Here is a 23,415-nt window from a genome sequence, read left to right as displayed (position 1 = left end):
TCGCCGTCATGATGCTAAAGTGCAGGTACATGGTAATAAATGGGCGTTTACAACGCCCATTTTGTCATTAGAAAAGGATATTAACGTTGAGCATTAAACAATACTTAAACACCAAAACGATCTCAGCAGCCGTGCTGATCCTGTTTTTACTCTTTTGGTTAATTGGCGTGTATTGGAGTGTCGAGCCTGACACATTTGATGTAAGACAGTCTGTCGCTGCAACGGCAGAAAACCCTACTCAAACTGAAGTGCCCGGATACACTGTAACAACCACGTTGATTCTGGTAACTGAACATATGCTGGATAAGCCGGGCGGATATCTGTCAAATGATGTTATGCCCCCCGGCCTCTTTTTAGACAATATGCCTGCCTGGGAATATGGGGCGCTGGAAATGATCCGTGATTTGTCGTTGTCCATGCGTAAGGATTTCAGCCGTTCTCAGTCCCAGTCTATTGAAAGCCCGAATCTGACAAAAGCACAGCCGGAATTTAACGTAAACAGCCGGAGCTGGGCGTTGCCATCTGCAGAGTCATCTTACCGCAACGGTATTAAGGCATTAAAAGCCTACAGAGCAGAACTGGTAGACCCGACCCGCGGCGACGGTCAGTTCTATACCCGCGCCGATAACCTGCGGGACTGGTTGAAACAAGTTGAAAAACGTCTGGGTTCTTACTCACAGCGTCTGAGCGCCAGTGTAGGTTCATCGCGGATGAATACAGACCTTGCCGGTGATAAAAATGCCAGACAATCTACACCGACTGTGAATGAAAAAGTGGTGAAAACCAGCTGGTGGAAGCTGGACGATAATTTTTATGAGGCCCGTGGTGCTACCTGGGCAATGCTACACTTCTTAAAAGCGGTGGAAATTGAGTTTGCGGATGTACTGGAAGACAAAAACGCGCTGGTCAGTTTGCGTCAAATCATCCGTGAACTGGAAGCTACACAACAAACAGTGTGGAGTCCGATGATTTTAAACGGGGATGGTTTCGGTATGATGGCGAACCATTCTCTGGTAATGGCGAATTATATTTCCCGTGCTAATGCAGCACTAATCGAACTGACTGAACTTCTCAATCAAGGATAATTCATGAAAAAATGCATTATGGCAGTAGCAACCGCTGCAGCTTTATCTGCATCGCCTGTAATGGCAGACACACTGGCCGGTCTTTATCTCGGTGGTCAGGGATGGCGCACAAGTACGTCAGGCGGCTTCGCTGACGACGGCACATTTTCCAATGACAGCACCATGGCTGACTTCAACTTTGACAGTCAGGCGAACTCTTCCTTATATATCGCTGTTGAACATCCGGTGCCGTTTTTGCCAAACGTTAAGGTGAACTACACTACGCTGGACTCGGATGGCACCACGGCGCTGCAAACCAGTTTCACCTTTGATGGCGACTTGTATACCACCGGTAGCGATATTTATACGCAGGTAGAAATGTCCACCACCGATCTGACATTGTATTACGAGCTGTTTGACAACGACCTGGTCAGTTTTGATTTGGGTCTGACAGGCAAATACATCGACGGTACATTGTTTGTCAATGATGCTGATACACAGACCAGCGGCGAGCTGCCTTTTTCCGGTGTTATCCCCATGGCTTATTCACGGGTTGCTGTAGGCCTGCCGTTTACCGGTCTGGGCGCTTATGCCGAAGGGAATTATCTGTCGGTTGGCGATCATACCTTCAGTGACTATCAGATTGCGCTGACGTATTCCTTTATTGAAAGCCTGGCAGTAGACATGACGATTCAGGCTGGTTACCGGAATGTGGAAGTGGATCTGGATGATCTTGACGGTGCCTATGCTGATATGAGCTGGGATGGTCCGTTTGCGGGTATTGAAATCCACTTCTAATCCCGCTGACCGGCTGGTCAGATAAAACCGCCGGACTAATCTGCGATTGTAAAACTGCCGTAAGCATTGCTTGCGGCAGTTGTCTTTTAGAGGGTGATCACATTTCAAGAGTGCTTTTTAAAAACTTTAGAGCATAAAAAAGTGTGATTTATTCTTTTCTCTTCTCAAAAAAAGTCGATACCTTTACGCTATCTCAATAAGGCTTATGAGTTATGTCAGCGAATTCGAATCAAAATCAGGCACCCGGTGCGGTGCTCAATGAGCAACAATGGAATGCGATTACGCAGGCCATTGCAGGCTTAAACCGTGATCAGCTTACTTGGGTAAGTGGTTACGCAGCAGGAATGGCAGCCGCGCAGGGTGGTGGTGTTGCACCTCAGTTAGCAGCGCCGGCGGCGGCAGCGGGCAATGCCCCTGTGCTCACCATTCTCTATGGCTCACAAACGGGTAACGCAAAAGGTGTTGCCCAGCAGTTTCAGGCGCAGGCCGAAGCGGCAGGGTATACCAGTAAACTGATTAGCATGGCTGATTACAAGCCCCGTCAGATTAAAGCTGAAACCCACGTGGCTGTTTTTGTCAGCACACATGGTGAAGGTGATGCCCCTGATGATGCAGTGGAATTCCACGAATTTCTGGGTGGCAAAAAGGCACCTAAGCTGGATGGTCTGAAATATGCGGTATTGGGTCTGGGTGACAGCAGCTACGAGTTCTTCTGTCAGACAGGCAAAGACTTTGATGAGCGATTAGGCAAGCTTGGTGGTTCGGCTGTTGTTGCACGTCAGGACTGTGATGTAGATTACGAAGAGTCAGCAAAGAGCTGGGGTGAGCAATTAATTGCTGCGTTGAAAGACGACTTCGCCGGTGTACCGGCAGGCGCTGCGGTTGCTGTTCAGTCAGGTTCGGCAGTAGCTGGTAGTGCGGAGCAGACCTATACCAAGAAGGCACCGTTTGCGGCAACGCTTATCGAGTCGCAAAAAATTACCGGCCGCGATTCTGTTAAAGACATCCGTCATGTTGAAATCAGCCTGGAAGATTCCGGTATTCAGTACCGTGCTGGTGACGCGCTTGGTGTGTGGTTTAAAAACGCTCCGGCGCTGGTTGAAGAGATGTTATCGCTCACCGGCTTAAGCGGCAGTGAAGAAGTTAAAGTGGCAGATGCTACAACGACTATCGCAGATGCCCTCGCCGGGAAGCTGGAACTGACGCTGAGTTATCCGACTTTCGTCAAGGCTTATCAGCAGGCTACCGGCTCTGATGCTCTGGCTGCGCTGATTGAAGATCCTGCTCAGTTACGGACTTATCTGGCTGAGCGTCAGATCATCGATATCGTACGGGAACACCCTGCAAAGGTTGATGCGCAGGTACTGGCTGATGCATTGCGTCCGCTGACGCCCCGTTTATATTCCATTGCTTCCAGTCAGGATGAAGTGGAAGACGAAGTGCATCTGACTATCGCTCATGTTGATTATGAAGCCTTTGGCAAACGCCATCAGGGCGGCGCATCCGGCTTCCTCTGTGAAGGTCTGGAAGAAGGCGCAGAAGTGGAAGTGTACATTGAGAAAAATGACAACTTCCGTTTGCCAGAAAACCCAGATACGCCAGTTATTATGGTTGGGCCGGGCACCGGTATTGCGCCGTTCCGCGCCTTTATGCAAGAGCGTGACGCACAAGGTGCAGACGGTAAGAACTGGTTGTTCTTCGGCAATCCTAATTTTACTCAGGATTTCTTGTATCAGGTTGAGTGGCAGGGCTACGTGAAATCGGGTCTGGTTGACAAGATCACACTGGCATTCTCCCGTGACCAGAAAGAAAAGATTTATGTGCAACACCGTCTGATCGAAAACGGTAAAGACGTATTCGAATGGTTAGAAGCCGGCGCACATTTCTATGTGTGTGGTGATGCAACCCACATGGCAAAAGATGTTGAAGCTGCATTGTTATCAATTATTCAGCAGCACGGCGGCAAGTCTGAAGACGATGCCAAAGAGTATTTAGTTGCCATGCGCAAAGCGAAACGTTATCAGAAGGATGTTTATTAATGAGTAACGAAAAGTCTCCTTTTATTGTTGAAGGCAAACTGGCCGACAACGAACGTTTGAAGCGTGAAAGTAATAATTTACGTGGCACCATAGAGCAGGATCTGAAAGACGATCTCACCGGTGGCTTCACGGCTGATAACTTTCAGCTGATCCGCTTCCACGGTATGTACCAGCAGGATGACCGCGATATTCGTTCTGAGCGCGCAAAACAGAAGCTTGAGCCGCTGCATAACGTGATGCTGCGTGCCCGTTTACCCGGCGGTATTATTTCTCCTGAGCAGTGGCTGGTTATCGACAAGTTTGCTGAAGAGCACACCATGTACGGCAGTATTCGCCTTACTACCCGTCAGACGTTCCAGTTTCACGGTGTACTGAAGCCGCATATCAAGCTGATGCACCAGACGCTGAACAGTACCGGTATTGACTCTATTGCTACTGCCGGTGATGTGAACCGTAACGTACTGTGTACTTCCAATCCGGTAGAGTCTCAGCTTCACGTAGAAGCTTATGAGTGGGCGAAAAAGATTTCCGAGCACCTGTTACCGAAAACCCGTGCTTATGCCGAGATCTGGCTGGATGGTGAAAAAGTTGAATCTACTGAGAAGCCGGTTGAGCCGATTTTAGGTGATAACTATCTGCCACGTAAGTTCAAAACTACCGTTGTGATCCCCCCGCAAAACGATGTGGATGTTCACGCTAACGATCTGAACTTTGTCGCTATTGCTGAAAACGGCAAGCTGGTGGGCTTTAATGTTCTGGTTGGCGGTGGTCTGGCTATGACCCACGGTGATAAGTCAACGTATCCCCGTAAAGCGACTGATTTTGGTTTCATCCCGCTGGAGAATACGCTGGATGTAGCGGCAGCAGTGGTAACGACTCAGCGTGACTGGGGTAACCGTGTTAACCGTAAGAACGCGAAAACCAAATATACCCTTGAGCGTGTAGGCGTTGAAAACTTCAAAGCGGAAGTGGAAAAACGTGCAGGTGTGAGCTTTGCTGACAGCCGCCCGTATGAATTTACTACCCGTGGTGACAGCTTTGGCTGGGTTGAAGGTATCGATGGCAAATACCACCTGACTCTGTTCATTGAGAATGGCCGTATTCTGGACTTCCCGGGTCGTCCGCTGAAAACCGGCTGTAAGGAAATCGCGAAGATCCACAAAGGCGACTTCCGGATGACCGCAAATCAGAACCTGATTGTTGCAGGTGTACCGGCGGATCAGAAAGCTGTGATTGAAAAAATCGCCCGCGATCACAAGCTGATCGAAGACGACACATCTAACCAGAAGCTGGATTCCATGGCTTGTGTGTCGTTGCCAACCTGTCCGCTGGCGATGGCTGAAGCTGAGCGTTATCTGCCGGAAGCGGTTGACCGCATGGAAGGACTGTTATCACAACATGGCGTTGCAGATGACAGCATTATCTTCCGTATTACAGGTTGTCCCAACGGGTGTGGCCGCGCCATGCTGGCCGAAATTGGCCTGGTGGGTAAAGGTCCGGGTAAATATAACCTGCACCTGGGCGGTAACCGCGAAGGTACGCGTATTCCGAAAATGTATCAGGAGAACATCAGTGAAGATGAGATCTTCTCAGAACTTGATACATTGATTGGTCGCTGGGCGAAAGAACGTGAAAGCGGTGAAGCGTTCGGTGACTACGTCGTCAGAGCAGGCATCATTGCGCCTGTTGTTGACTCAGCAAGAGATTTCTATGACTGATACCTTAATCGACACCACATCACCGCTGTCACTGGATACCAGTGCAGCGGAGATTGCAGCAATTAATGCAGAGCTGGAAGGCATGGATGCGGCTGGCCGTATTGCCCGGGCACTGAAAATGCTGCCCGGCAACGCGATTTTGTCTTCCAGTTTTGGCGCACAGTCTGCGGTGATGCTGCATTTGCTGACTAAAGCAATGCCGGATATTCCCGTGGTTCTGACGGATACCGGTTATCTTTTTCCGGAAACCTATAAGTTTATTGATGAGCTTACAGAGAAGCTCAATCTGAACCTTAAGGTATATCGTTCTGATATGACCTCCGCCTGGCAGGAAGCCCGATTTGGCCGTTTGTGGGAACAGGGTGTCGAAGGCATTGAGAAATACAACCGGATGAACAAAGTTGAACCGATGCAACGGGCGCTGAAAGAGCTCGGTGCGGGTACATGGTTTGCCGGTTTACGCAGAAGTCAGTCTGATACCCGGGAAAAGTTGCCCGTACTGCAGAAAGTTGGCAATCAGTTCAAGGTTTATCCGATCATCGACTGGTCGAATAAAGATTTGCACTACTATCTGAAAGATAACGATTTGCCGTATCACCCGTTATGGGAAGAAGGCTACGTCTCCATTGGTGACTGGCATACTACTCAGTCTCTGCAAGAGGGCATGAGTGAGCAGGATACACGCTTCTTCGGATTAAAGCGGGAGTGTGGTCTGCACGAATTCGGTGACGGTATCTGATTGTTTACAGTTGATCAGGAAGGGCGGCTGCCAGCAGGTATGCCGCCCTTTTTTATTTACCCGTTTATTCAATAATAAAGGCCTGGCTGAGGCGTTGCTTAAGTGCATCCACATATGCCGATGCACTATGTCTGGTTATGAGCCTGGCAAGCTCAGCACCGGTACTGGTAAATTTATAGTATACAAAGGCAAGCCCCTGACCTGATGGTGTTACTGTGAATGTGTCACTCCCGCAACGCCATTTGATACTTTCAGACACCGGTAATTCACCACTTTCAATTTCGCTGGCGAATATGAGTTTCATGTCGATAAGGGCAAGCAGGTCCGGATAACTCAGACCATAGGCAGCCAGGTTTACACCCTCGGGTTGACGGTGACCAAATAAACGCCAGAAACCTGGCTTACGGTGATAGCCGGTGATCAGGCGGGGCACGGTATCTCCCTGACGCAAGCAGGACAAAGAGGCTGCTTTGGAAAACATCGCTGCATCCCGTTGGGTCAGCACTTTTAGTGTTTCCAGTGTACGCAGGGAAAAAGCGCCGGGCTTACTGACTTCAACAGCAAAAATTTTTCCCCATAGTCCCTGCATCGCGGGGGAGTGAATATTCTCTGCCAGACGGGAAAATGCATAAAACCAGTCGGGGTCAACCGGTTCATTGCTGGTCTCCGTTAAGCTGACACTCAATGCTACATCCATGATGGCCTGCAGATTTTTTATGCGAGACAACGCCAGAATATCATTTCTGCGTTTTATCGCCTGCTGACGGGCTGCTTCGTCCGGCAGAATCATGTTATGACCTATGCCGGCACGGGCAAACAACGACTGTATACGTTGCGCATTGTCACTGGCAGAGCGTGAAGCCGTGCTGCTTTTACGGGGATCTGCCTGTGTCGCGGAGGACTTTTCCGTTTTCACCGTGACAGCCGGCTGAACCGGAGGGGACTGACCGGAATCCGTTACTTTCATAGAGATAGTGTTCTTGTAAAGTCTGCTGGTACTGTACGCCCGCCGCAAAGGTTAAGCAACTTGTCGAATAACTTGCAAAAAGACAACCAGCGAGTACGATTAAATAAGGCGGTATATAAGGATAGATATTCGATGTCATCGGCTGGTTATGAAAATGATGAGCTTATTTTCTTAGATGAAGAAGCACATCCGGAATTAGAGCCTCAGATCCACAAGGTGTGGAATGTACTTATTGTCGATGACGATGAGGAAATTCATACAGTTACAAGACTGGCGCTGGCAGATTTAATCGTCAGTGACAGAAAGCTGAATTTTATGCACGCCTATTCCGGTGAGCAGGCTAAAGCGTTACTTGAAGAACATGGCAGGGACGTGGCTATTATCCTGCTGGATGTAGTGATGGAAACCGATGATGCCGGTTTGCAAGTTGTGCAATATCTCCGTGAAAATCTTGATCTTCCTGAGCCCCGCATAATTCTCCGCACCGGACAGCCCGGGTACGCCCCGGAAGAGCACGTGATCCGCACCTATGACATCAACGATTATAAAACGAAAACAGAGCTGACCCGCAGTAAGCTGCTGACTACCGTTTTGTCGTCAGTGCGCTCGTACCAGCAAATTCTGACCATCAACCAAAGCCGTCTGGGCCTGCAGAAAATCATCGCCTCTGCTTCCAACTTGCTTGAAGAACACTCGGTGAAGGGATTCTGTGAGGGAATCGTGACCCAAATCAGTTCCTTGCTCGGATTGGAAGCTGAAGGTGTGGTGTGCGCGCGGGCAGGCTCAGTCCTCGACAGAGACGACAATGGTGTCTACATACTCGGTGCAGCGGGTAACTTTGCCAGCTTTATCAATGAGCCTGTAGAAACCATTGAAGACCCTGCCATTGTTGAGAATATCAATCGCAGTTTACGCCTTAAAAAACACATTCTTGAAAATCACAGTTCTATTTTGTATCTGAACAGCTCCGGTTTTGAAGCGGCTGTTTACATGAATATGAATAAAGAGCTGACTCAGGTCGACCGGCAACTGCTCGAGGTGTTTCTTTCCAGTATCTCGGTGGGCTATGAGAACGTAAACCTTTTCCACGAATTAAGAAATGCAGCCTTCCGTGACTGGCTGACCCGGTTGCCCAACCGGAATGAATTTATCAATATGCTGGACCGGCCCTCTGTTTCCGGTGCCACCGATCTGTGCGTGGCACTGGTGGATGTGAATCACTTTTCAGACATCAATGACGGATTGGGTCAGGAAGCGGGCAATATGTTGCTGAAGGCCATTGGTGAAAGACTGGAAGCGGGTTTTGACGAGCGGGTGATTAAAAGCCGGATCGGGGGAGATGTTTTCGGTTTAATTGGTTCTGAGTTGCAGGTCACACCGCAGGCGATAAACGCTGTGTTCTCTGAAAGCTTCACCGCCGGCGACCATACTTTACCTGTCAATGTGACCATCGGTCTCTACCGGATTGGCTCTGACAAGAGCATTGGTATCGATACGCTGAAGAGAACCAATATTGCCCTCAACCGGGCGAAGAAAAAGTTGGCTGATAACTTTGAGTATTATCAGCCTGAGTTTGAACAGCGGACAACCCGCCAGTTAAATATGATCAGGCAATTACGTACCGATTTTCAGGATCGGGTGTTGCAATTGTGGTTTCAGCCTCAGGTGGACCTGGTCAGTGAAAAGGTTATCGGAGTTGAAGGCCTGCTACGCTGGCCTGACGGTAAGGGCGGATATATTTCGCCGGCCGAGTTCGTGCCCATGGCTGAGTATTCCGGTTTAATTGTCGATATCGGTCACTGGGTGGTAGAAGAGTCATGCCGGCGCATAAAAGAGCTGACAGACAGTGGCTTCGATGATATCCGCGTAGCGGTCAATGTATCTATTCCGCAGTTCAGAGACCGTTTGTTTGTGGAGAAGGTGAAAAGTGCACTGACACGCTATGGCTGTTCACCTAAACGACTGGAACTGGAGATCACTGAAAGCGTGGTGATGGATGAACCGCAAATTGTCATAGACGCACTGACCCTGCTTAAAGAGTTTGGCGTTGCCATTGCAATTGACGATTTCGGTACCGGCTTCTCCTCCATGAGTTATCTGCAGAAACTGCCGCTGGACCGGCTCAAAGTCGACCGCTCATTCGTGAAGGACATAAAGCCCGGCGAAAATGCAGTCATTGCAGAGACTATAGTGACACTGGGTAACAAGCTTGGTCTGGTGACTATTGCCGAGGGCGTGGAGAAGCGTGAGCAGGCCAGCTTTATGATTAAGCTCGGTTGCGACGAGGCTCAGGGCTTTTTGTTTGCCAAACCTATGCCCTTTGATGATCTGAAAGCATTTCTGATTGCTAAAAATAAGGAGAGTGACGATGAATAGCATCGTTCAGGCGTGACGCTATTAATTACGTATATTTTCGCTATTTTTGGTATTCAGATTAATACTAAATAATGAGGGGAAATAGCTGGTTGTCACTTCTGAAAAGATAGGGGCCGGCTAATCTTCGTTTATACGGGTTTATCACATTGTGACTAAAATGTTATCAGGTGCCTGTTTTTGCTGCTCTTCGGGCTTCTCAGGCGATAGCTGAACGCAGTTTCACCGGGGGATTCCCCTGATACTTCTAATTAAATACGGAAATATTTCACTGTGTCACATTACTGTCATATTGATGTGATCTGAATTTGACTGATCACCGTTTATACAGTATGCTTTGCCATAACAGTATCCACTGTATCACAGGAGTAATCACATGCGTAAAACAATTATTGGCCTCGCGCTCTTAACGTCGTTTGGTGTTGCGCATGCGGAGTCTGGTGAAAGCCAGCTTTTCGATTGTATGGATGCGAAAACATTCGAAATGAATAACCAATGTATGACTGATCAAATCAGCAACAACATTCGTTACCGCGATGCACAACAACAAGTAACAGAGCAGGCGAGCGAAAATTTTGGCGACTACGCCATTGCTACAATGACTTTCGATGCTGAAAAAATGCAAATCGATATCGTAGCTCACAGAGACGCGCTTCAGGCTAAAAATAGCTTAGCAATGAACCGCTAATTTGTTCTGAACTGAAAAACCGGCTTTTTGAAGCCGGTTTTTTTGTGCCCGCAAAAGCGGGCAGATGTGTTAAGAAACCGGATTCAGAAGATCCGGTTGAGCCCGTTTAATGCTGCCACCCGGTATGCTTCTGCCATGGTAGGGTAATTGAAGGTGGTATTTACAAAGTAATCAATCGTATTCCCGCCATCTTTTTGCTGCATGATTGCCTGGCCGATGTGCACGATTTCAGAAGCCCGCTCTCCGAAGCAGTGAATACCCAATACTTCTTTGGTTTCACGGTGGAAGAGTATTTTTAGGCTGCCCACAGTGGTGGATGCAATTTGCGCGCGGGCAAGGTGCTTAAACTGGGCGCGGCCTACTTCATAAGGCACTTTCAAAGCGGTCAGTTCCTGCTCATTTTTACCCACAGAGCTGATTTCAGGAATTGTATAAATACCGGTGGGGATGTCTTCAACCAAGCCAGAGTTTGCTTTACCGGAAATCATGGCTTCTGCGGCAGAGCGGCCCTGATTGTAGGCTGCCGAGGCCAGACTCGGGTAACCAATCACATCACCGACCGCGAAGATATTATCGATTTCGGTACGGTAATTCTCATCTACCCGCAGTTGTCCCCGTGAGTCGGCTTTGAGCCCCACCGCATCGAGATTGAGCATGTCAGTATTACCGGTACGGCCGTTAGCAAACAGCAGACAGTCTGCTTTCATGCGTTTGCCCGACTCCAGTTCCATGATCACACAGTCGTCATGACCTTGTACGCTCTTATAGGTTTCAGTGTGACGGATAACCACACCGTTGTTCCACAGGTGATAGCTCAGGGCGTCTGAGATTTCTGCATCAAGGAACGACAGCAGACGATCCCGCATATTCACCAGATCCACTTTCACACCCATACCCCGGAAAATACTGGCGTATTCAGAACCGATTACCCCGGCACCGTAAATAATGATGTTCTGCGGCTCATGCTTAAGCGACAAAATGGTGTCTGAGTTATAAATACGGGGGTGATTAAAATCTATATCCTTAGGTGAGTAAGGGCGTGAACCGGTTGCCAGGGCAATCTGACGTGCAGTGATGAGATCCTTTGAGCCGTCGGGACGCACAATTTGTATTGTATTTTTATCAACAAAGCTGGCCTCACCGTGGATCAGGCTTACCCGGTTTCTGTCATAAAATGATGTACGCAAACGGGATTGCTTCTTAATCACGCCGCTTGCATGACTCATGATGTCCTGAAAAGTAACGTGGCGGGCAACCTGATTTTCCGAAAACAGTGAAGTGGTATTGTATTCAATCAAACGGCTGACTGAGTGACGAAGAGCTTTTGACGGAATTGTGCCCCAGTGAGTACAGCCACCGCCGACGGCTTCGTAGCGCTCAATAACGGCGACTTTCTGACCGGCCTTGGCCAGCTGCATGGCCACACCTTCACCACCGGGTCCGGTGCCGATCACAATGGCGTCAAACTGATAAGAAGGTTCTGCGACTTTCGCTGTTTTCTTTGTCATGGTCGAAAATACTCAATGGTTGCTGTACCGGCGGGAACCGGTAGATACGTTGCTGGACTGGAATAGTGTCATGCAAAGTCTAGCAACATTCTGATAAGAAAGACAAAGTTTCCGTTGCCCATTTCCGGTTTCATCATGCTTTTTTAGCGTCGGGCAGCGCCATCGGAAACGTCATGATAAATTCTGTGCCGTTGCCTTCTTTCGACGTAAACACAATCCTGCCGCCGAGCAAATTAGTAACCCACTGGTGAACGAGGTGCATACCAAGACCGGTATTGCCCTTGTTGCGGGCTGAAGTCACAAAAGGCTCGAATATAGTGTGCTGAATTTCGTCCAGAATACCGCAGCCATCGTCTCTGACTCTAACTTCAAAACTGTTCCCCTTCTCACGGGCTGTGATGCATACTTCCCCGTTACGTTTATTCGCAAAGGCATGCTCAAAGGCATTGGTGATAAGGTTCTGTAAAATTTGAGAGTAAAGGCCGGGGAAGCTCACAATTTCCAGCGTTTCCGGTATGTCTGCTGTTAGTTTTACCCGTTTGGCGCTGGCCTGAGCTTCCAGCGTGCGGACCAGATCACCCACTACTCTGTGCAGAGAAAACTTCACCGGCGTTTCGCTTCCGCGGTCCACCGCCAGCCGTTTAAAACGCTTGATAAGCTCGGTTACACGTTCAAGGTTATGCTTAGACAGGGTCACACTTTCCCTGGTATATGCCACGTAAGCATCGAGATCTGAGCGGGTCAGTCCGGTACTGATTTTCTTTTCCAGTGCGTCGAGCTGGTTATCAATAGCCGATACGCACATGGTTGTTCCGCCAATGGGGGTGCTCAGTTCATGGGCAACACCGGCTACCAGCATGCCCAGAGACGCCATTTTCTCTGACTCGACCAGTTCGTCACGGAGACGGGTTTGCTTATCCAGAGCGGATTTCAAATCCTGTTTCTCCGTTAACAGCTGATCTGTCAGATGGGTAACATGGGACAGCTGTTTCAGGTCCCGGGTAATCAGTAAGCCGGCAATAAAAAAGCAACAAACGAAGGAGATTAATCCCGGTAACAGCGCGTCTTTTACCAGCAAACCGTGGTACTCGGCGGGGGTGCGGGTGAGAATGAAGTACGGGTCAACCGTGTGCGTATGCTTCATTCTTAACTGCAAGGCTGCACCGCTGAACAACGCATCTTCTTCTCCGGAGACCAGGGAAACAGCTTTGTTGTTTTTTAGTTTCTCGAGAATATCAGGTTGAGCCAGCTTAATGTTCGCAGGCGTGATCCCGCGGCTGGCGGTCCATTCTTTTTCTGCATCAGGGTGCAGCATCCATTGAATGGCACCTTCGGAAATCAGAAGCTGCGTTTGCGTTTCTTCAAAGGTTTTCAGGTGATCGAATAAAGACGTCAGGTCAAAATTAATCACCAGGAAGCCTTCCCCCAGAGGATGAGAAGGAAACGTGTGCAGGATTGCCCGCACAGTTGGCTGGAAGGGCGTGACCAGCACACCATTTTCCATATTCAGATCGATGGAAGAAAGTGTCATGATCCCGGCCGGCTTTTGCTGTGCCTGCTTAAAGTAATATCGGGTGGATTTATCCTGGAGCTGTTCCGGCGGGACAATCTGAACGCCGTCGGCAAGAAAATTAACCCGTACCGTTTCAACCCCTTCGGGGTTCAGCCATCGCATTTGGGATACATTATTAAGCACACGGCCAATGCGCAGAAACAATTGAGCTTCTGTTTCATCCCGTAGCCCGGCAGACATAATGTCTACCAGGTGCTCGTTTGCCAGCCTGGCGACATTGGTAATGTCACCCAGTTCCTGACTGAAAGCGGTGTTGACCGATGATATGACGGACGTATGCTCAACACTCAGTGACTGCATCGACTGGTTATAGAACCATTGATAGACCAGTGAGCCAGTCAGTACAGACAAAATAAAGTTGCACAGATATAACCAGCAGGCCCTTTGCCAGTGTTTTTTCTCACTCATCGCTGCTGTCCGTTAAGCCAGTCGATAAGGTCGGGTAATGCCATGGGACGGGCAAACAGAAAACCTTGTCCGGTTTCATACCCTTTGCTCAACAATGCTTCCCGTTGTCCTTCAGTTTCAATGCCCTCAGCAACAACCTGAAAATGACATTGTTCAGATAGCCTGTGCACCATGTCCAGAATATGATCAGGAGAGTTCGGGGTCGCGGTATTTAATGTATCGACAAAGCTCTTATCCACTTTCAGTGCTGAGGCCGACAATGTACTGAGGTGAGCCAGTGAAGAATAGCCGGTACCAAAGTCATCAATACTGACTTTGATCCCCATTTTCATCAACGTATTGAGTATCGGGTTGATATCCTCATAATCTTCCATGGCCTGAGTTTCAGTGATTTCTATCTCTACCTGCTCCGGCTGCACATTATGGGTAGCCAGCGCGTTTTCCAGTGCAGGAATGAAGTTGGGTGCTATCACATCGGCATGGGTTACATTAAACGCCACGGAGAAGTTATGCCCTGACTCTTTCAGCACTTTTGCAGCGTAGACAGCAAGCTCCATCACCAGGCTGTCCAGACGGGTGATTAACCCGGATGCTTCAGCAAGAGGGATGAACACATTGGGCGGAATGATTTCGTTACTTCCGGTGCGCCAGCGGATAAGCGCTTCCAGTCCGGTTGTCACACCGGTTTTCAGATCCACTTTCGGCTGGAAAACCAGAAAGAACGGGTGAGAGTCGGCAATGGCATCAGACAAAGATTTCAGCAGCTTGTGGCGGGTGCCCATTTCGTCAAGCAACTGTCGTGTGATGGTCTGTACGGAATGATCCCGCCGTTTCCGTGAGTTATGCACCAGTTGCGCCGTCTTCAACGACTTACGTAAATCATCCAGCTCTAAATCTTTCACTGCCAGATGGCTGATACGGTTCGTGACCCGTTGCTCAACATTATCGACATACACCGACAGTTCGGCTAACTGGCTCAATGATGGTTCCTGAGACACTTTTTCCGTTTTATAAAGCAGCGCAAAAAAGCCATCTCCCAGATAACAAATCGTCATTGCTTTCTGACAGCGCTTTTTCATTTCGTTCAGGCAACCGGCAAGCAGGGCGTGGCTGAAATCTGTGCCCAGTGTGATTTCACTGGTTGAGAAATCCGTCATATTCACCAATACCAGCGAGGTTGAATTCAAATCAGACAGTGACATATTGACGATTTCGCGGTGTAGCCAGTTTTTGTTCGGAATTTGCAGAGTTTCGTCAAAATAAGCCAGCATGGACAGTTTATTGAGCAATGCCAGGTTAACGAAACCATTGCCGATGTTTTCGCTGTACACCATCAGCAGTGTAATGTGGCTTTGCTCCAGAGGTTTGGGAGATTGGACGATGACAAGATAGTGATTGTTGTCTACATCTGCCGTATTGAAGTAGAGAATTGACCAGCTTTCATAAAACTGATGCTCATGGGTGTGCAGAGCAGTGTCGATGGCCTTCAGCAATCCGGAGCTCGCGTAAGCCTGATATTCTCCCAATAATTCTGACAGCATAGTGGCATCAGAACGGCTGAAGTCACCACTTGATGCTACCACTTCGCATTGTTCCATAGACGCCATGGTCGGACGGTAGGCGCACACCACACCACCGGTTTCAGGAATGCCGATGACCCGGGATACTTCATTGAGCACGGTGTAGGTAAACTCGCCCACATCCTGCTTTGACGTCAGGGCCCTGGAGGCATCCACAATCATCTGCAGTCCGCGTTTGGCCACGTACAATTCATTCAGATTGGACCAGGTTTTAATGTTACTGGAAACAATGCCTCTCAGCTTTTCTTCTGTCAGTTCAACTTTGTTCCAGTACTCATCAATATCGTATTCTTTAAATGTGTCCTGACGGGGAGCCATACCGGGCTGACCGGTGAGCAGGATAATCCGCACGCGGGAATTACCTAACACGGTTCTGATGGTGTTTACCAGGAACAGGCCGGCGTTATCCTGCTCCATCACAACATCCAGCAGGATCACCGCAATATCGTCGGTTTCTGCCAGAATGGTGGAGGCCTGAGCCGCAGAGTTTGCGGTCAGAAACTTAAGCGGTTTGCCCCGCACTTTAAGGCCGCTTAAGCCCAGTTTAAGGGATTGTTGATAGCCCAAATCGTCTTCAACACTAAGAACTAACCATTCTCCTGACTGAGTATTACTGTCGTCCGGTTCAGGCTCCGGGGAAAAGGTAAAAAGCTGTTCATCACTCATGCATCCGTCCGTACTGATAAAGGAAAAGCGAGGACTCTTATTTCAAAAAATGCAGAGAAAACAGCAAGAGCAATCCATCACCTAAGTGTTGCCTATATTATTGATTTTGCAAGAAGGAGAAACAGAAACGCCGCTAAATAGCGGCGTTTCGGGCTGAGTTCAGACCAGCTGTGGTGAAAGTGTCTGTAACTGGAGCCACTTTTCTTTCTGAAGGGCCAGTGCGTGTTTGAGTTCTTTATAATGGAAGTCAATTTCCAGTCGCTCAACCGAGCGCTTCAGGCACCGTTTACGTACATTCATAAGACGTTTTTTCGCGGCATAATAGGCAGACATCTTCTGTACTAACAACTCGTACTCGGCCTGCACTTTTTGTAATAACTCATCGGCATCCGGCAGAGCGGCAAGTCTGGCATTGGCTTGCTGAAGTTGCATGGCTGCGCGGGCTTTTTCAATACGCTCTTCCGGAACCCGGCGCAGATTTGTAGTCAATCCGGCATAAGACAGGCCGCGGATAAGCCACTTGGTAGGATCGAATTGCCACCAGTAAATACCGTTACGGTAATCATATTCAAAAATATGATGGTAGTTATGATACCCCTCGCCGAAAGTGAAAAATGCCAGGATACCGTTATCACGGGCTGTGTTTTTATCGGTATAAGGCTGACTGCCCCAGAAATGAGCCAGCGAGTTAATAAAGAAAGTGACATGGTGGACCATGAATAAACGGAATACACCGGCAAAAAGAATCATACTCAGTACATCGCCGTTCAACCAGCCAAGCAAACCTGTGATCCCGAAGTTTGCGACAAGCACGATAGGCAGGTAATACTTGTGTTGCCACATAACCACCGGATCTTTTTGTAAGTCCCGGCAGTTGCTGTAATCGTCATAGCGATGAGACTGATATTCTCTCAGCATCCAGCCAATATGGGCGAACCACAGGCCCTTTTTAGCTGAGTACGGGTCTTTGTCGTTTTGATCAACATGACGGTGATGGATACGGTGATCAGAAGACCAGTGCAGGATACTGTTTTGCAATGCCATTGCACCGCCGATGGCGAGAATGACCCGTACAACAATATTGGCGTCATAGGTTTTATGAGACCACAGACGGTGATAGCCGGCAGTAATAGACATACCGGTGAAATAAAATAATACGACAGCCGTCACCACTTCCGTGGTGTCGAATCCCATGGTGACCGCCCAAAGGGGCACTGCCAGTAACGCAATTGCACCGGTAATAATAAATACCAGAACATTGGTCAGGATAATTGGTGGTTTTTTCATGATAACAACTCGGCTTACAACTGTACGCTAATTTATCGTTTTCACCGGGCGCAGGCAAGGGAAAAGCGACAATTTCAGCTTTAAGTATAGTGCAGATTTTGTGAAACTGATGTGCCGTCATCGCCGGGGTAAGGTACAATCGTTACCGTTTAACAGGTATCCGGAATGAAAAGAAGGAGTTGGCGGTGAGTCGTCAGGAGCAAAAATTAAAAACCCGCCAGAATATTATCAATGCTGCTTTTGGTTTGCTCGATGAGCAGCGCAGTCTGTCTGCTATCAGTTTACGTGAAGTCTCCCGTGCAGCCGGTATTGCGCCGACTTCTTTTTACCGTCACTTCAAAGATATGGACGAACTCGGTCTGACGCTGGTGGACGAGGCGGGTCTTGCACTCCGTCAACTGATGCGTCAGGCAAGACGCCGTATCGCCAGTGGCGGCGGGGTTATCGATACCTCGGTAGATACCTTCATGGAATTTATTACCGCCAATACTAACGTGTTCAGATTACTGCTCCGTGAACACACCGGCACCTCAACTGCCTACCGGATGGCAGTACTGAGGGAAATTCAGCATTTTATTGAAGAACTGGCTGATTATATTGTGGAAAGTCAGGGCGCAGAGCATCAACTGGCAAGTCTTCAGGCAGAAGCCATGGTCCGGCTTGTATTCAGTGCCGGAGCTGAAGCCTTAGAAGTGGATGTGCCGTTGAGGCAGGAAATTGGCCACAGGGTAAAAGCGCAATTGCGTTTTGTACAGTTGGGGGCAAAAGTCTATCGCCCCCGGAAAGTCAAAAGTGAGTAATTAACGGTTTTTCTTCACCAGTTTTACGCCGGCCTCAATGTGGTGCGTAAAAGGGAATTGATCGAACAAGGCAGACGCCACCAGATCGTGGGTTTGCGACAATGTCGCCAGATTCGCTGCCAGCGTATCGGGATTACAGGAAATATAAATAATTTCCGGATAGTCCTGAATCATCTTCAGTGATTCTTCATCAAGACCGGCTCTTGGCGGGTCAACCAGCACAGTCGTAAAGTTGTAGCCTGATAAATCAATGCCGTTGAGGCGGGAAAACTGACGTCCTGTTCTTAATGCTTCCGTAAACTCTTCAGCAGACAGACGAACAATCTCCACATTGTCTATGTTGTTCACTTCAATGTTAAATTGCGCAGCGTTAACCGAAGGTTTGGCGATTTCAGTGCCGATGACCTTGCGAAACTGGCTGGCCATAGGCAGTGAGAAATTACCGGCTCCGCAGTACATTTCAAGAAGATCGCCGCTGGTGTTTTCACACACAGACAATGCCCATTCGATCATGCGGCAGTTCACTTTTGCATTCGGCTGGGTAAAGCTGTTTTCGATATGCCTGAATTGATAGTGTCGTCCATTTACCGGCAGCGATTCGATGATAAAGTCATTGCCCAGAATTTTCTTCTGCTTACGTGCACGGCCGATAACATTCACTGTACCGAAGGTGTCAGACAACGTATCTTGCAGCGCCCGCGCAGCCGTTTCCCATTCATCATCCAGCTGACGGTGATACAAAAGGCTTATCACCAGCTCACCTGACAACCCGCTCAGATAATCAATCTGAAATAACTTCTTTCTCAGTACCTGGCTTGGACGAAGTTCTGTCATTAAAGTTTGCATAGCGGCATTGATGGTATCGCTTGCCGGCGGGAAGGTGTCAACGCGATACTTTTCTTTCGTCTCGCTGTTGAACATGATGTGATACAAGTCATCGCCATCATGCCATACCCGAAATTCTGCCCGCATGCGGTAGCCGGTTTCTTCAGAGGCAAACACAGACATCTCAGTTTGACCATATTGATCAAGTAGTTGTGACAGTCGCGAGATCTTCTCGTCTAACTGCGCGGTATATTGCTGACTGTGTGTCTGAGTTGTCATTGTAATAGCTTCATCTTGTTTGCCGGGCTGCGCATTGTAGTGTCTTAAATTATTTGTGCAAACACTGTTCTGAGATTGCATTAAAATTAAACAATTCGTTAAGTCTGCCGATAACTAATGTGAGGTTAGTGAGGACAACATTATGAACGTGGGTGAAATTAAGGCATTTGTTAGTGAGCAGAAGCCGGCTGTTGCAGAACAGAAGGCACCTGAAGACCCTAATAAAGCAATCAAAAAGCAGTTACAGCAGGATGGACTTCGTCAGGCTGCTGAATTTCAGCAGCGGCAAACCGCAATGGTAAGCGTCAGTAGTTCGCAGACGACCATTGGCCTGAAAGTCTACAGTTCGTCAATGGAGCAACAGGTTACCGTTGACGGACAGCGTGGTAAGTTTGCAAAAGATGATACGTCAGATAAAGAGAAGGAAACCTCTTTATTTGATTTTGAGGAAGTGGCAAAAAACGTTATGCGTTTTGTCGGTGGTGTCATTCAGGGCGCTGCAAGAGGTGGTGCGGATGAAGAGAAACTCGGTAATCTTTTTTCGCAGGCGAGAGAAGGGGTTTCCCAGGGAATTGCCATGGCAGAAAAAGATCTGGGAGGCCTGATGAATGATGATATCTCAACAGGCATCGACAGGAGCCGCAGTCTCATCGAAAATCGCATTAATGCACTGGAGTCTGATCTGCTCGGTATTCAGAATGAAGATCAACTTGCTGCAGGTGGTGTTGCATCAGCTTTGAACGTTAATAGCAGCAACTCAGAATCTGCCAGTCTGACAATTCGTACAAGAGATGGTGATGAAGTGCAGTTGAGCTTTGAGAGTCTGAGGGCTTATCAATATGCCAGCCAGCAAACCGTCGCTTATACGACTGGGCAGGGGCAGGGTGGTGACGGTAATGGCTATCAGAATGTTGTTGCTACAGACAACACCTCTTACTCGTACTTTGATCGTCAGGGGATAAGTTTCTCTCTGAAAGGCGAGCTGGATGAAGGTGAATTAACGGCCATTGCTGATTTAGTGGAATCCGTTAACGATCTGGCTGACACGTTCTTTGGTGGCGATCTGGATAAGGCGTTTGAGAAAGCGCTGGAACTGGGTTTTGATGATCAGGAACTTACGGGTTACGCATTGCAACTGAACAGAACGCAGCAAACGGAAGTTGTGAAAACTTACGGTGCTATTCAGCATTATCGTGACGGCAGCGAGTCCGGTTCCCACGGCGATGAAGCGAAGCCTGTTGCACAATATCTGAATAAGATGCTTAACGTCTTTGATTCGGCGAGACAACAACTGGCTTCAGGTGAAGACTTCAACACTCTGATAAATGGCCTGATCAACGAAATGAAGGATGTACAGGTACCGGATTTAGTCACAGCTATAAATCGTTTCCATAGTTTCAATCAGCGTTTACTTGACGCTATGCCGGGCGAGCAGCAGAAAACTCAGCCTGTAGAGCCTCCGGCAAGCGAAAGCTGAAAGATACGGGCGGACTATTAAAAGTGATGCCCAATTCAATATTCGGATAAAAAAGAACCCCGGCATGCCGGGGTTCTTTAATGTTTGTGTAGTACGACTACTCGGTTTCTCCTTTCTCCCTTGCAGCACGTACTTTCAATGTTCTTTCCAGAAATACTTTATCGTTTAGTTCCGTAATAGCTGAATCTACGTCGCGGGTAATGACTTCGATAAATCCATACCCTTTACGTTTTCCAGTACGACGGTCCTTCATAAGACGAACACTCTGAACTTCGATGTAATCCTTGAAATATTCTTTCACTGCATCTTCGTTCGCTTTATATGGAAGATTACCTACATATAAAGTGGCTGTTTCTCCGGAAGTATCAGAAGTCACATCAGCATTCACTGAAGAGGACGTTGAAGACGAACTCAGCAGAGATGCAAGCCAGGGTGTAACGATACCGCTAATAAGCAAAGACACTGCAACGGTGACAGGAAGACTCGCTTCCAGACTAGCGGAAGAAACGATGAGATAACCTGCGATTGCGAATACCGCGCTAATTACTGCGCATTGAATAAAGCCTACTTTCATAAACCTACCTTTAATTATTTTAGTGAAACGTTGGAGGCTGTTCATAGTTTACTCATTTGTAACAAATTGAACAATGGTCTGATGAAATAGTAGACGAAAGACCAATAAAAAATAGACTTTTGTTGGAAAACCAGGCGTTTGAGTTCGAATTCGAAGAAAAAGGTCAAAAAGGATAAAAAAGGGGTTGACGAAAAATCTCTGATGCGTAGAATGCGCACCACTTCGACGGGGAACGTCAGACGGTCCACGAAGAAGTCGTTATAAGAACTTAATAATGGTTATTTATAACGGTTTTCACTGAAAACACCTGAGAAATTAAATTTCAAAAAGATGTTGACACTGAAAACGAAGCGCGTAGAATGCGCGTCCCGCTTCAGGGAGAAACGCTGAAGCAGCTAGCCGAGGTTAGCAATTGTTCTTTAAAAATTTATAACAAGACAATCTGTGTGGGCACTCGTTAAGAGTGTCAACCGACGATTCATAAAAGTTTTTCGATGTATTTAATTGAAGAGTTTGATCATGGCTCAGATTGAACGCTGGCGGCAGGCCTAACACATGCAAGTCGAACGGTAACAGAAATAGCTTGCTATTTGCTGACGAGTGGCGGACGGGTGAGTAATGCTTGGGAACTTGCCTTTGGGAGGGGGATAACAGTTGGAAACGACTGCTAATACCGCATAACGTCTACGGACCAAAGGGGGCTTCGGCTCCTACCTGAAGAGAGGCCCAAGTGAGATTAGCTAGTTGGTGAGGTAAAGGCTCACCAAGGCGACGATCTCTAGCTGTTCTGAGAGGAAGATCAGCCACACTGGGACTGAGACACGGCCCAGACTCCTACGGGAGGCAGCAGTGGGGAATATTGCACAATGGGGGAAACCCTGATGCAGCCATGCCGCGTGTGTGAAGAAGGCCTTCGGGTTGTAAAGCACTTTCAGTTGTGAGGAAAGGTTGGTAGTTAATACCTGCCAGCTGTGACGTTAACAACAGAAGAAGCACCGGCTAACTCCGTGCCAGCAGCCGCGGTAATACGGAGGGTGCGAGCGTTAATCGGAATTACTGGGCGTAAAGCGGACGCAGGCGGTTTGTTAAGCTAGATGTGAAAGCCCCGGGCTCAACCTGGGATGGTCATTTAGAACTGGCAGACTAGAGTCTTGGAGAGGGGAGTGGAATTCCAGGTGTAGCGGTGAAATGCGTAGATATCTGGAGGAACATCAGTGGCGAAGGCGACTCCCTGGCCAAAGACTGACGCTCATGTCCGAAAGTGTGGGTAGCGAACAGGATTAGATACCCTGGTAGTCCACACCGTAAACGCTGTCTACTAGCTGTGTGTGAATTTAATTCGTGCGTAGCGAAGCTAACGCGCTAAGTAGACCGCCTGGGGAGTACGGCCGCAAGGTTAAAACTCAAATGAATTGACGGGGGCCCGCACAAGCGGTGGAGCATGTGGTTTAATTCGAAGCAACGCGAAGAACCTTACCTACACTTGACATGCAGAGAATTTTCCAGAGATGGATTAGTGCCTTCGGGAACTCTGACACAGGTGCTGCATGGCTGTCGTCAGCTCGTGTCGTGAGATGTTGGGTTAAGTCCCGCAACGAGCGCAACCCTTGTCCTTAGTTGCCAGCATTTGGTTGGGCACTCTAAGGAGACTGCCGGTGACAAACCGGAGGAAGGTGGGGACGACGTCAAGTCATCATGGCCCTTACGTGTAGGGCTACACACGTGCTACAATGGCAAGTACAGAGGGAAGCAAGACAGTGATGTGGAGCGGACCCCTTAAAGCTTGTCGTAGTCCGGATTGGAGTCTGCAACTCGACTCCATGAAGTCGGAATCGCTAGTAATCGCAGGTCAGCATACTGCGGTGAATACGTTCCCGGGCCTTGTACACACCGCCCGTCACACCATGGGAGTGGGATGCAAAAGAAGTAGTTAGTCTAACCTTCGGGAGGACGATTACCACTTTGTGTTTCATGACTGGGGTGAAGTCGTAACAAGGTAACCCTAGGGGAACCTGGGGTTGGATCACCTCCTTACCTTAAAAATCGTTTATT

At 48.5% G+C, this 23,415-nt stretch carries 16 protein-coding genes and 1 rRNA gene; 10 read left to right on the top strand and 7 right to left on the bottom strand.

What is annotated here, in order from left to right:
* The first annotated feature begins 92 nt into the window (after nt 1–92).
* From DS731_RS17365 to DS731_RS17345, 5 genes are all read left to right on the top strand, one after another.
* Nucleotides 93–1,085: a DUF2333 family protein gene (locus DS731_RS17365; protein ID WP_119503480.1), complete on the top strand. Its 993-nt coding sequence runs from the start codon at nt 93–95 to the stop codon at nt 1,083–1,085.
* Nucleotides 1,086–1,088: 3 nt separating this feature from the next.
* On the top strand, nt 1,089–1,862 hold the full coding sequence (locus DS731_RS17360) for a TIGR04219 family outer membrane beta-barrel protein (RefSeq protein WP_119502511.1): 774 nt from the start codon (nt 1,089–1,091) through the stop codon (nt 1,860–1,862).
* Nucleotides 1,863–2,074: 212 nt separating this feature from the next.
* A complete protein-coding gene (locus DS731_RS17355) occupies nt 2,075–3,901 on the top strand; it encodes an assimilatory sulfite reductase (NADPH) flavoprotein subunit (RefSeq protein WP_119502510.1) in 1,827 nt (608 codons plus the stop codon).
* The gene (gene cysI, locus DS731_RS17350; RefSeq protein ID WP_119502509.1) at nt 3,901–5,619 is read left to right on the top strand and encodes an assimilatory sulfite reductase (NADPH) hemoprotein subunit; all 1,719 of its coding nucleotides are present in this window, start codon (nt 3,901–3,903) and stop codon (nt 5,617–5,619) included. The genes DS731_RS17355 and cysI overlap by 1 nt, the downstream gene beginning before the upstream one ends.
* A complete protein-coding gene (locus DS731_RS17345) occupies nt 5,612–6,358 on the top strand; it encodes a phosphoadenylyl-sulfate reductase (RefSeq protein ID WP_119502508.1) in 747 nt (248 codons plus the stop codon). Before cysI ends, DS731_RS17345 begins: the two co-directional genes overlap by 8 nt.
* 64 nt (nt 6,359–6,422) lie before the next feature.
* Here the strand turns inward: DS731_RS17345 and DS731_RS17340 are convergent, their stop codons facing one another.
* The gene (locus DS731_RS17340; protein ID WP_119502507.1) at nt 6,423–7,325 is read right to left on the bottom strand and encodes a TIGR03899 family protein; all 903 of its coding nucleotides are present in this window, start codon (nt 7,323–7,325) and stop codon (nt 6,423–6,425) included.
* Nucleotides 7,326–7,457: 132 nt separating this feature from the next.
* On the opposite strand from DS731_RS17340, the gene DS731_RS17335 reads away from it, so the two are divergent.
* Both DS731_RS17335 and DS731_RS17330 read left to right on the top strand, forming a co-directional pair.
* Nucleotides 7,458–9,701, top strand: a complete 2,244-nt coding sequence (locus tag DS731_RS17335) for an EAL domain-containing protein (protein ID WP_119502506.1) — start codon at nt 7,458–7,460, stop codon at nt 9,699–9,701.
* Between the two features lie 373 nt (nt 9,702–10,074).
* Nucleotides 10,075–10,386: a pyridine nucleotide transhydrogenase gene (locus DS731_RS17330; RefSeq protein ID WP_119502505.1), complete on the top strand. Its 312-nt coding sequence runs from the start codon at nt 10,075–10,077 to the stop codon at nt 10,384–10,386.
* Nucleotides 10,387–10,469: 83 nt separating this feature from the next.
* On the opposite strand, the gene sthA is transcribed toward DS731_RS17330, so the two are convergent.
* The 4 genes from sthA to DS731_RS17310 form a co-directional block, all read right to left on the bottom strand.
* Nucleotides 10,470–11,894, bottom strand: a complete 1,425-nt coding sequence (gene sthA / locus DS731_RS17325) for a Si-specific NAD(P)(+) transhydrogenase (protein WP_119502504.1) — start codon at nt 11,892–11,894, stop codon at nt 10,470–10,472.
* Nucleotides 11,895–12,027: 133 nt separating this feature from the next.
* Nucleotides 12,028–13,875 carry a sensor histidine kinase gene (locus tag DS731_RS17320; protein ID WP_119502503.1) on the bottom strand — a complete coding sequence of 616 codons (1,848 nt, stop codon included), beginning with the start codon at nt 13,873–13,875 and terminating at the stop codon, nt 12,028–12,030.
* Nucleotides 13,872–16,121, bottom strand: coding sequence for an EAL domain-containing protein (locus tag DS731_RS17315; RefSeq protein WP_119502502.1), 2,250 nt, complete (start codon nt 16,119–16,121; stop codon nt 13,872–13,874). The genes DS731_RS17320 and DS731_RS17315 overlap by 4 nt, the downstream gene beginning before the upstream one ends.
* A 159-nt stretch (nt 16,122–16,280) precedes the next feature.
* On the bottom strand, nt 16,281–17,408 hold the full coding sequence (locus DS731_RS17310) for an acyl-CoA desaturase (RefSeq protein WP_119502501.1): 1,128 nt from the start codon (nt 17,406–17,408) through the stop codon (nt 16,281–16,283).
* A 185-nt stretch (nt 17,409–17,593) separates the two neighbouring features.
* Here DS731_RS17310 and fabR point away from each other — a divergent pair, with 185 nt between their 5' ends.
* Nucleotides 17,594–18,208, top strand: a complete 615-nt coding sequence (gene fabR, locus DS731_RS17305; RefSeq protein WP_119502500.1) for an HTH-type transcriptional repressor FabR — start codon at nt 17,594–17,596, stop codon at nt 18,206–18,208.
* On the opposite strand, the gene trmA is transcribed toward fabR, so the two are convergent.
* A complete protein-coding gene (gene trmA, locus DS731_RS17300) occupies nt 18,209–19,312 on the bottom strand; it encodes a tRNA (uridine(54)-C5)-methyltransferase TrmA (RefSeq protein ID WP_119503479.1) in 1,104 nt (367 codons plus the stop codon).
* A 142-nt stretch (nt 19,313–19,454) separates the two neighbouring features.
* Between trmA and DS731_RS17295 the strand changes: the two genes are divergently transcribed.
* Nucleotides 19,455–20,789 carry a DUF5610 domain-containing protein gene (locus DS731_RS17295; protein ID WP_119502499.1) on the top strand — a complete coding sequence of 445 codons (1,335 nt, stop codon included), beginning with the start codon at nt 19,455–19,457 and terminating at the stop codon, nt 20,787–20,789.
* A 97-nt stretch (nt 20,790–20,886) separates the two neighbouring features.
* On the opposite strand, the gene DS731_RS17290 is transcribed toward DS731_RS17295, so the two are convergent.
* The gene (locus DS731_RS17290; protein ID WP_119502498.1) at nt 20,887–21,363 is read right to left on the bottom strand and encodes an RNA recognition motif domain-containing protein; all 477 of its coding nucleotides are present in this window, start codon (nt 21,361–21,363) and stop codon (nt 20,887–20,889) included.
* Nucleotides 21,364–21,864: 501 nt separating this feature from the next.
* On the opposite strand from DS731_RS17290, the gene DS731_RS17285 reads away from it, so the two are divergent.
* Nucleotides 21,865–23,397: ribosomal RNA gene (locus tag DS731_RS17285) — 16S ribosomal RNA — on the top strand.
* Nucleotides 23,398–23,415: the final 18 nt, after the last annotated feature.

It is taken from the genome of Alteromonas sp. RKMC-009, assembly GCF_003584565.2.
In the GTDB taxonomy this organism is placed as follows: Bacteria; Pseudomonadota; Gammaproteobacteria; order Enterobacterales; family Alteromonadaceae; genus Alteromonas.
Note: the sequence above shows the minus strand (reverse complement) of the source record. Positions and strands in the feature narration are given on the sequence as shown.

What these genes read in the sequence shown, in the direction of transcription:
- DS731_RS17360 (WP_119502511.1), top strand. Translation starts at nt 1,089, where the DNA reads ATGAAAAAATGCATTATGGCAGTAGCAACCGCTGCAGCTTTATCTGCA.
- DS731_RS17330 (WP_119502505.1), top strand. Translation starts at nt 10,075, where the DNA reads ATGCGTAAAACAATTATTGGCCTCGCGCTCTTAACGTCGTTTGGTGTT.
- DS731_RS17335 (WP_119502506.1), top strand. Translation starts at nt 7,458, where the DNA reads ATGTCATCGGCTGGTTATGAAAATGATGAGCTTATTTTCTTAGATGAA.
- cysI (WP_119502509.1), top strand. Translation starts at nt 3,901, where the DNA reads ATGAGTAACGAAAAGTCTCCTTTTATTGTTGAAGGCAAACTGGCCGAC.
- DS731_RS17340 (WP_119502507.1), bottom strand. Translation starts at nt 7,325, where the DNA reads ATGAAAGTAACGGATTCCGGTCAGTCCCCTCCGGTTCAGCCGGCTGTC.
- DS731_RS17295 (WP_119502499.1), top strand. Translation starts at nt 19,455, where the DNA reads ATGAACGTGGGTGAAATTAAGGCATTTGTTAGTGAGCAGAAGCCGGCT.
- sthA (WP_119502504.1), bottom strand. Translation starts at nt 11,894, where the DNA reads ATGACAAAGAAAACAGCGAAAGTCGCAGAACCTTCTTATCAGTTTGAC.
- DS731_RS17290 (WP_119502498.1), bottom strand. Translation starts at nt 21,363, where the DNA reads ATGAAAGTAGGCTTTATTCAATGCGCAGTAATTAGCGCGGTATTCGCA.
- DS731_RS17320 (WP_119502503.1), bottom strand. Translation starts at nt 13,875, where the DNA reads ATGAGTGAGAAAAAACACTGGCAAAGGGCCTGCTGGTTATATCTGTGC.
- DS731_RS17315 (WP_119502502.1), bottom strand. Translation starts at nt 16,121, where the DNA reads ATGAGTGATGAACAGCTTTTTACCTTTTCCCCGGAGCCTGAACCGGAC.
- DS731_RS17310 (WP_119502501.1), bottom strand. Translation starts at nt 17,408, where the DNA reads ATGAAAAAACCACCAATTATCCTGACCAATGTTCTGGTATTTATTATT.
- trmA (WP_119503479.1), bottom strand. Translation starts at nt 19,312, where the DNA reads ATGACAACTCAGACACACAGTCAGCAATATACCGCGCAGTTAGACGAG.
- DS731_RS17355 (WP_119502510.1), top strand. Translation starts at nt 2,075, where the DNA reads ATGTCAGCGAATTCGAATCAAAATCAGGCACCCGGTGCGGTGCTCAAT.
- DS731_RS17345 (WP_119502508.1), top strand. Translation starts at nt 5,612, where the DNA reads ATGACTGATACCTTAATCGACACCACATCACCGCTGTCACTGGATACC.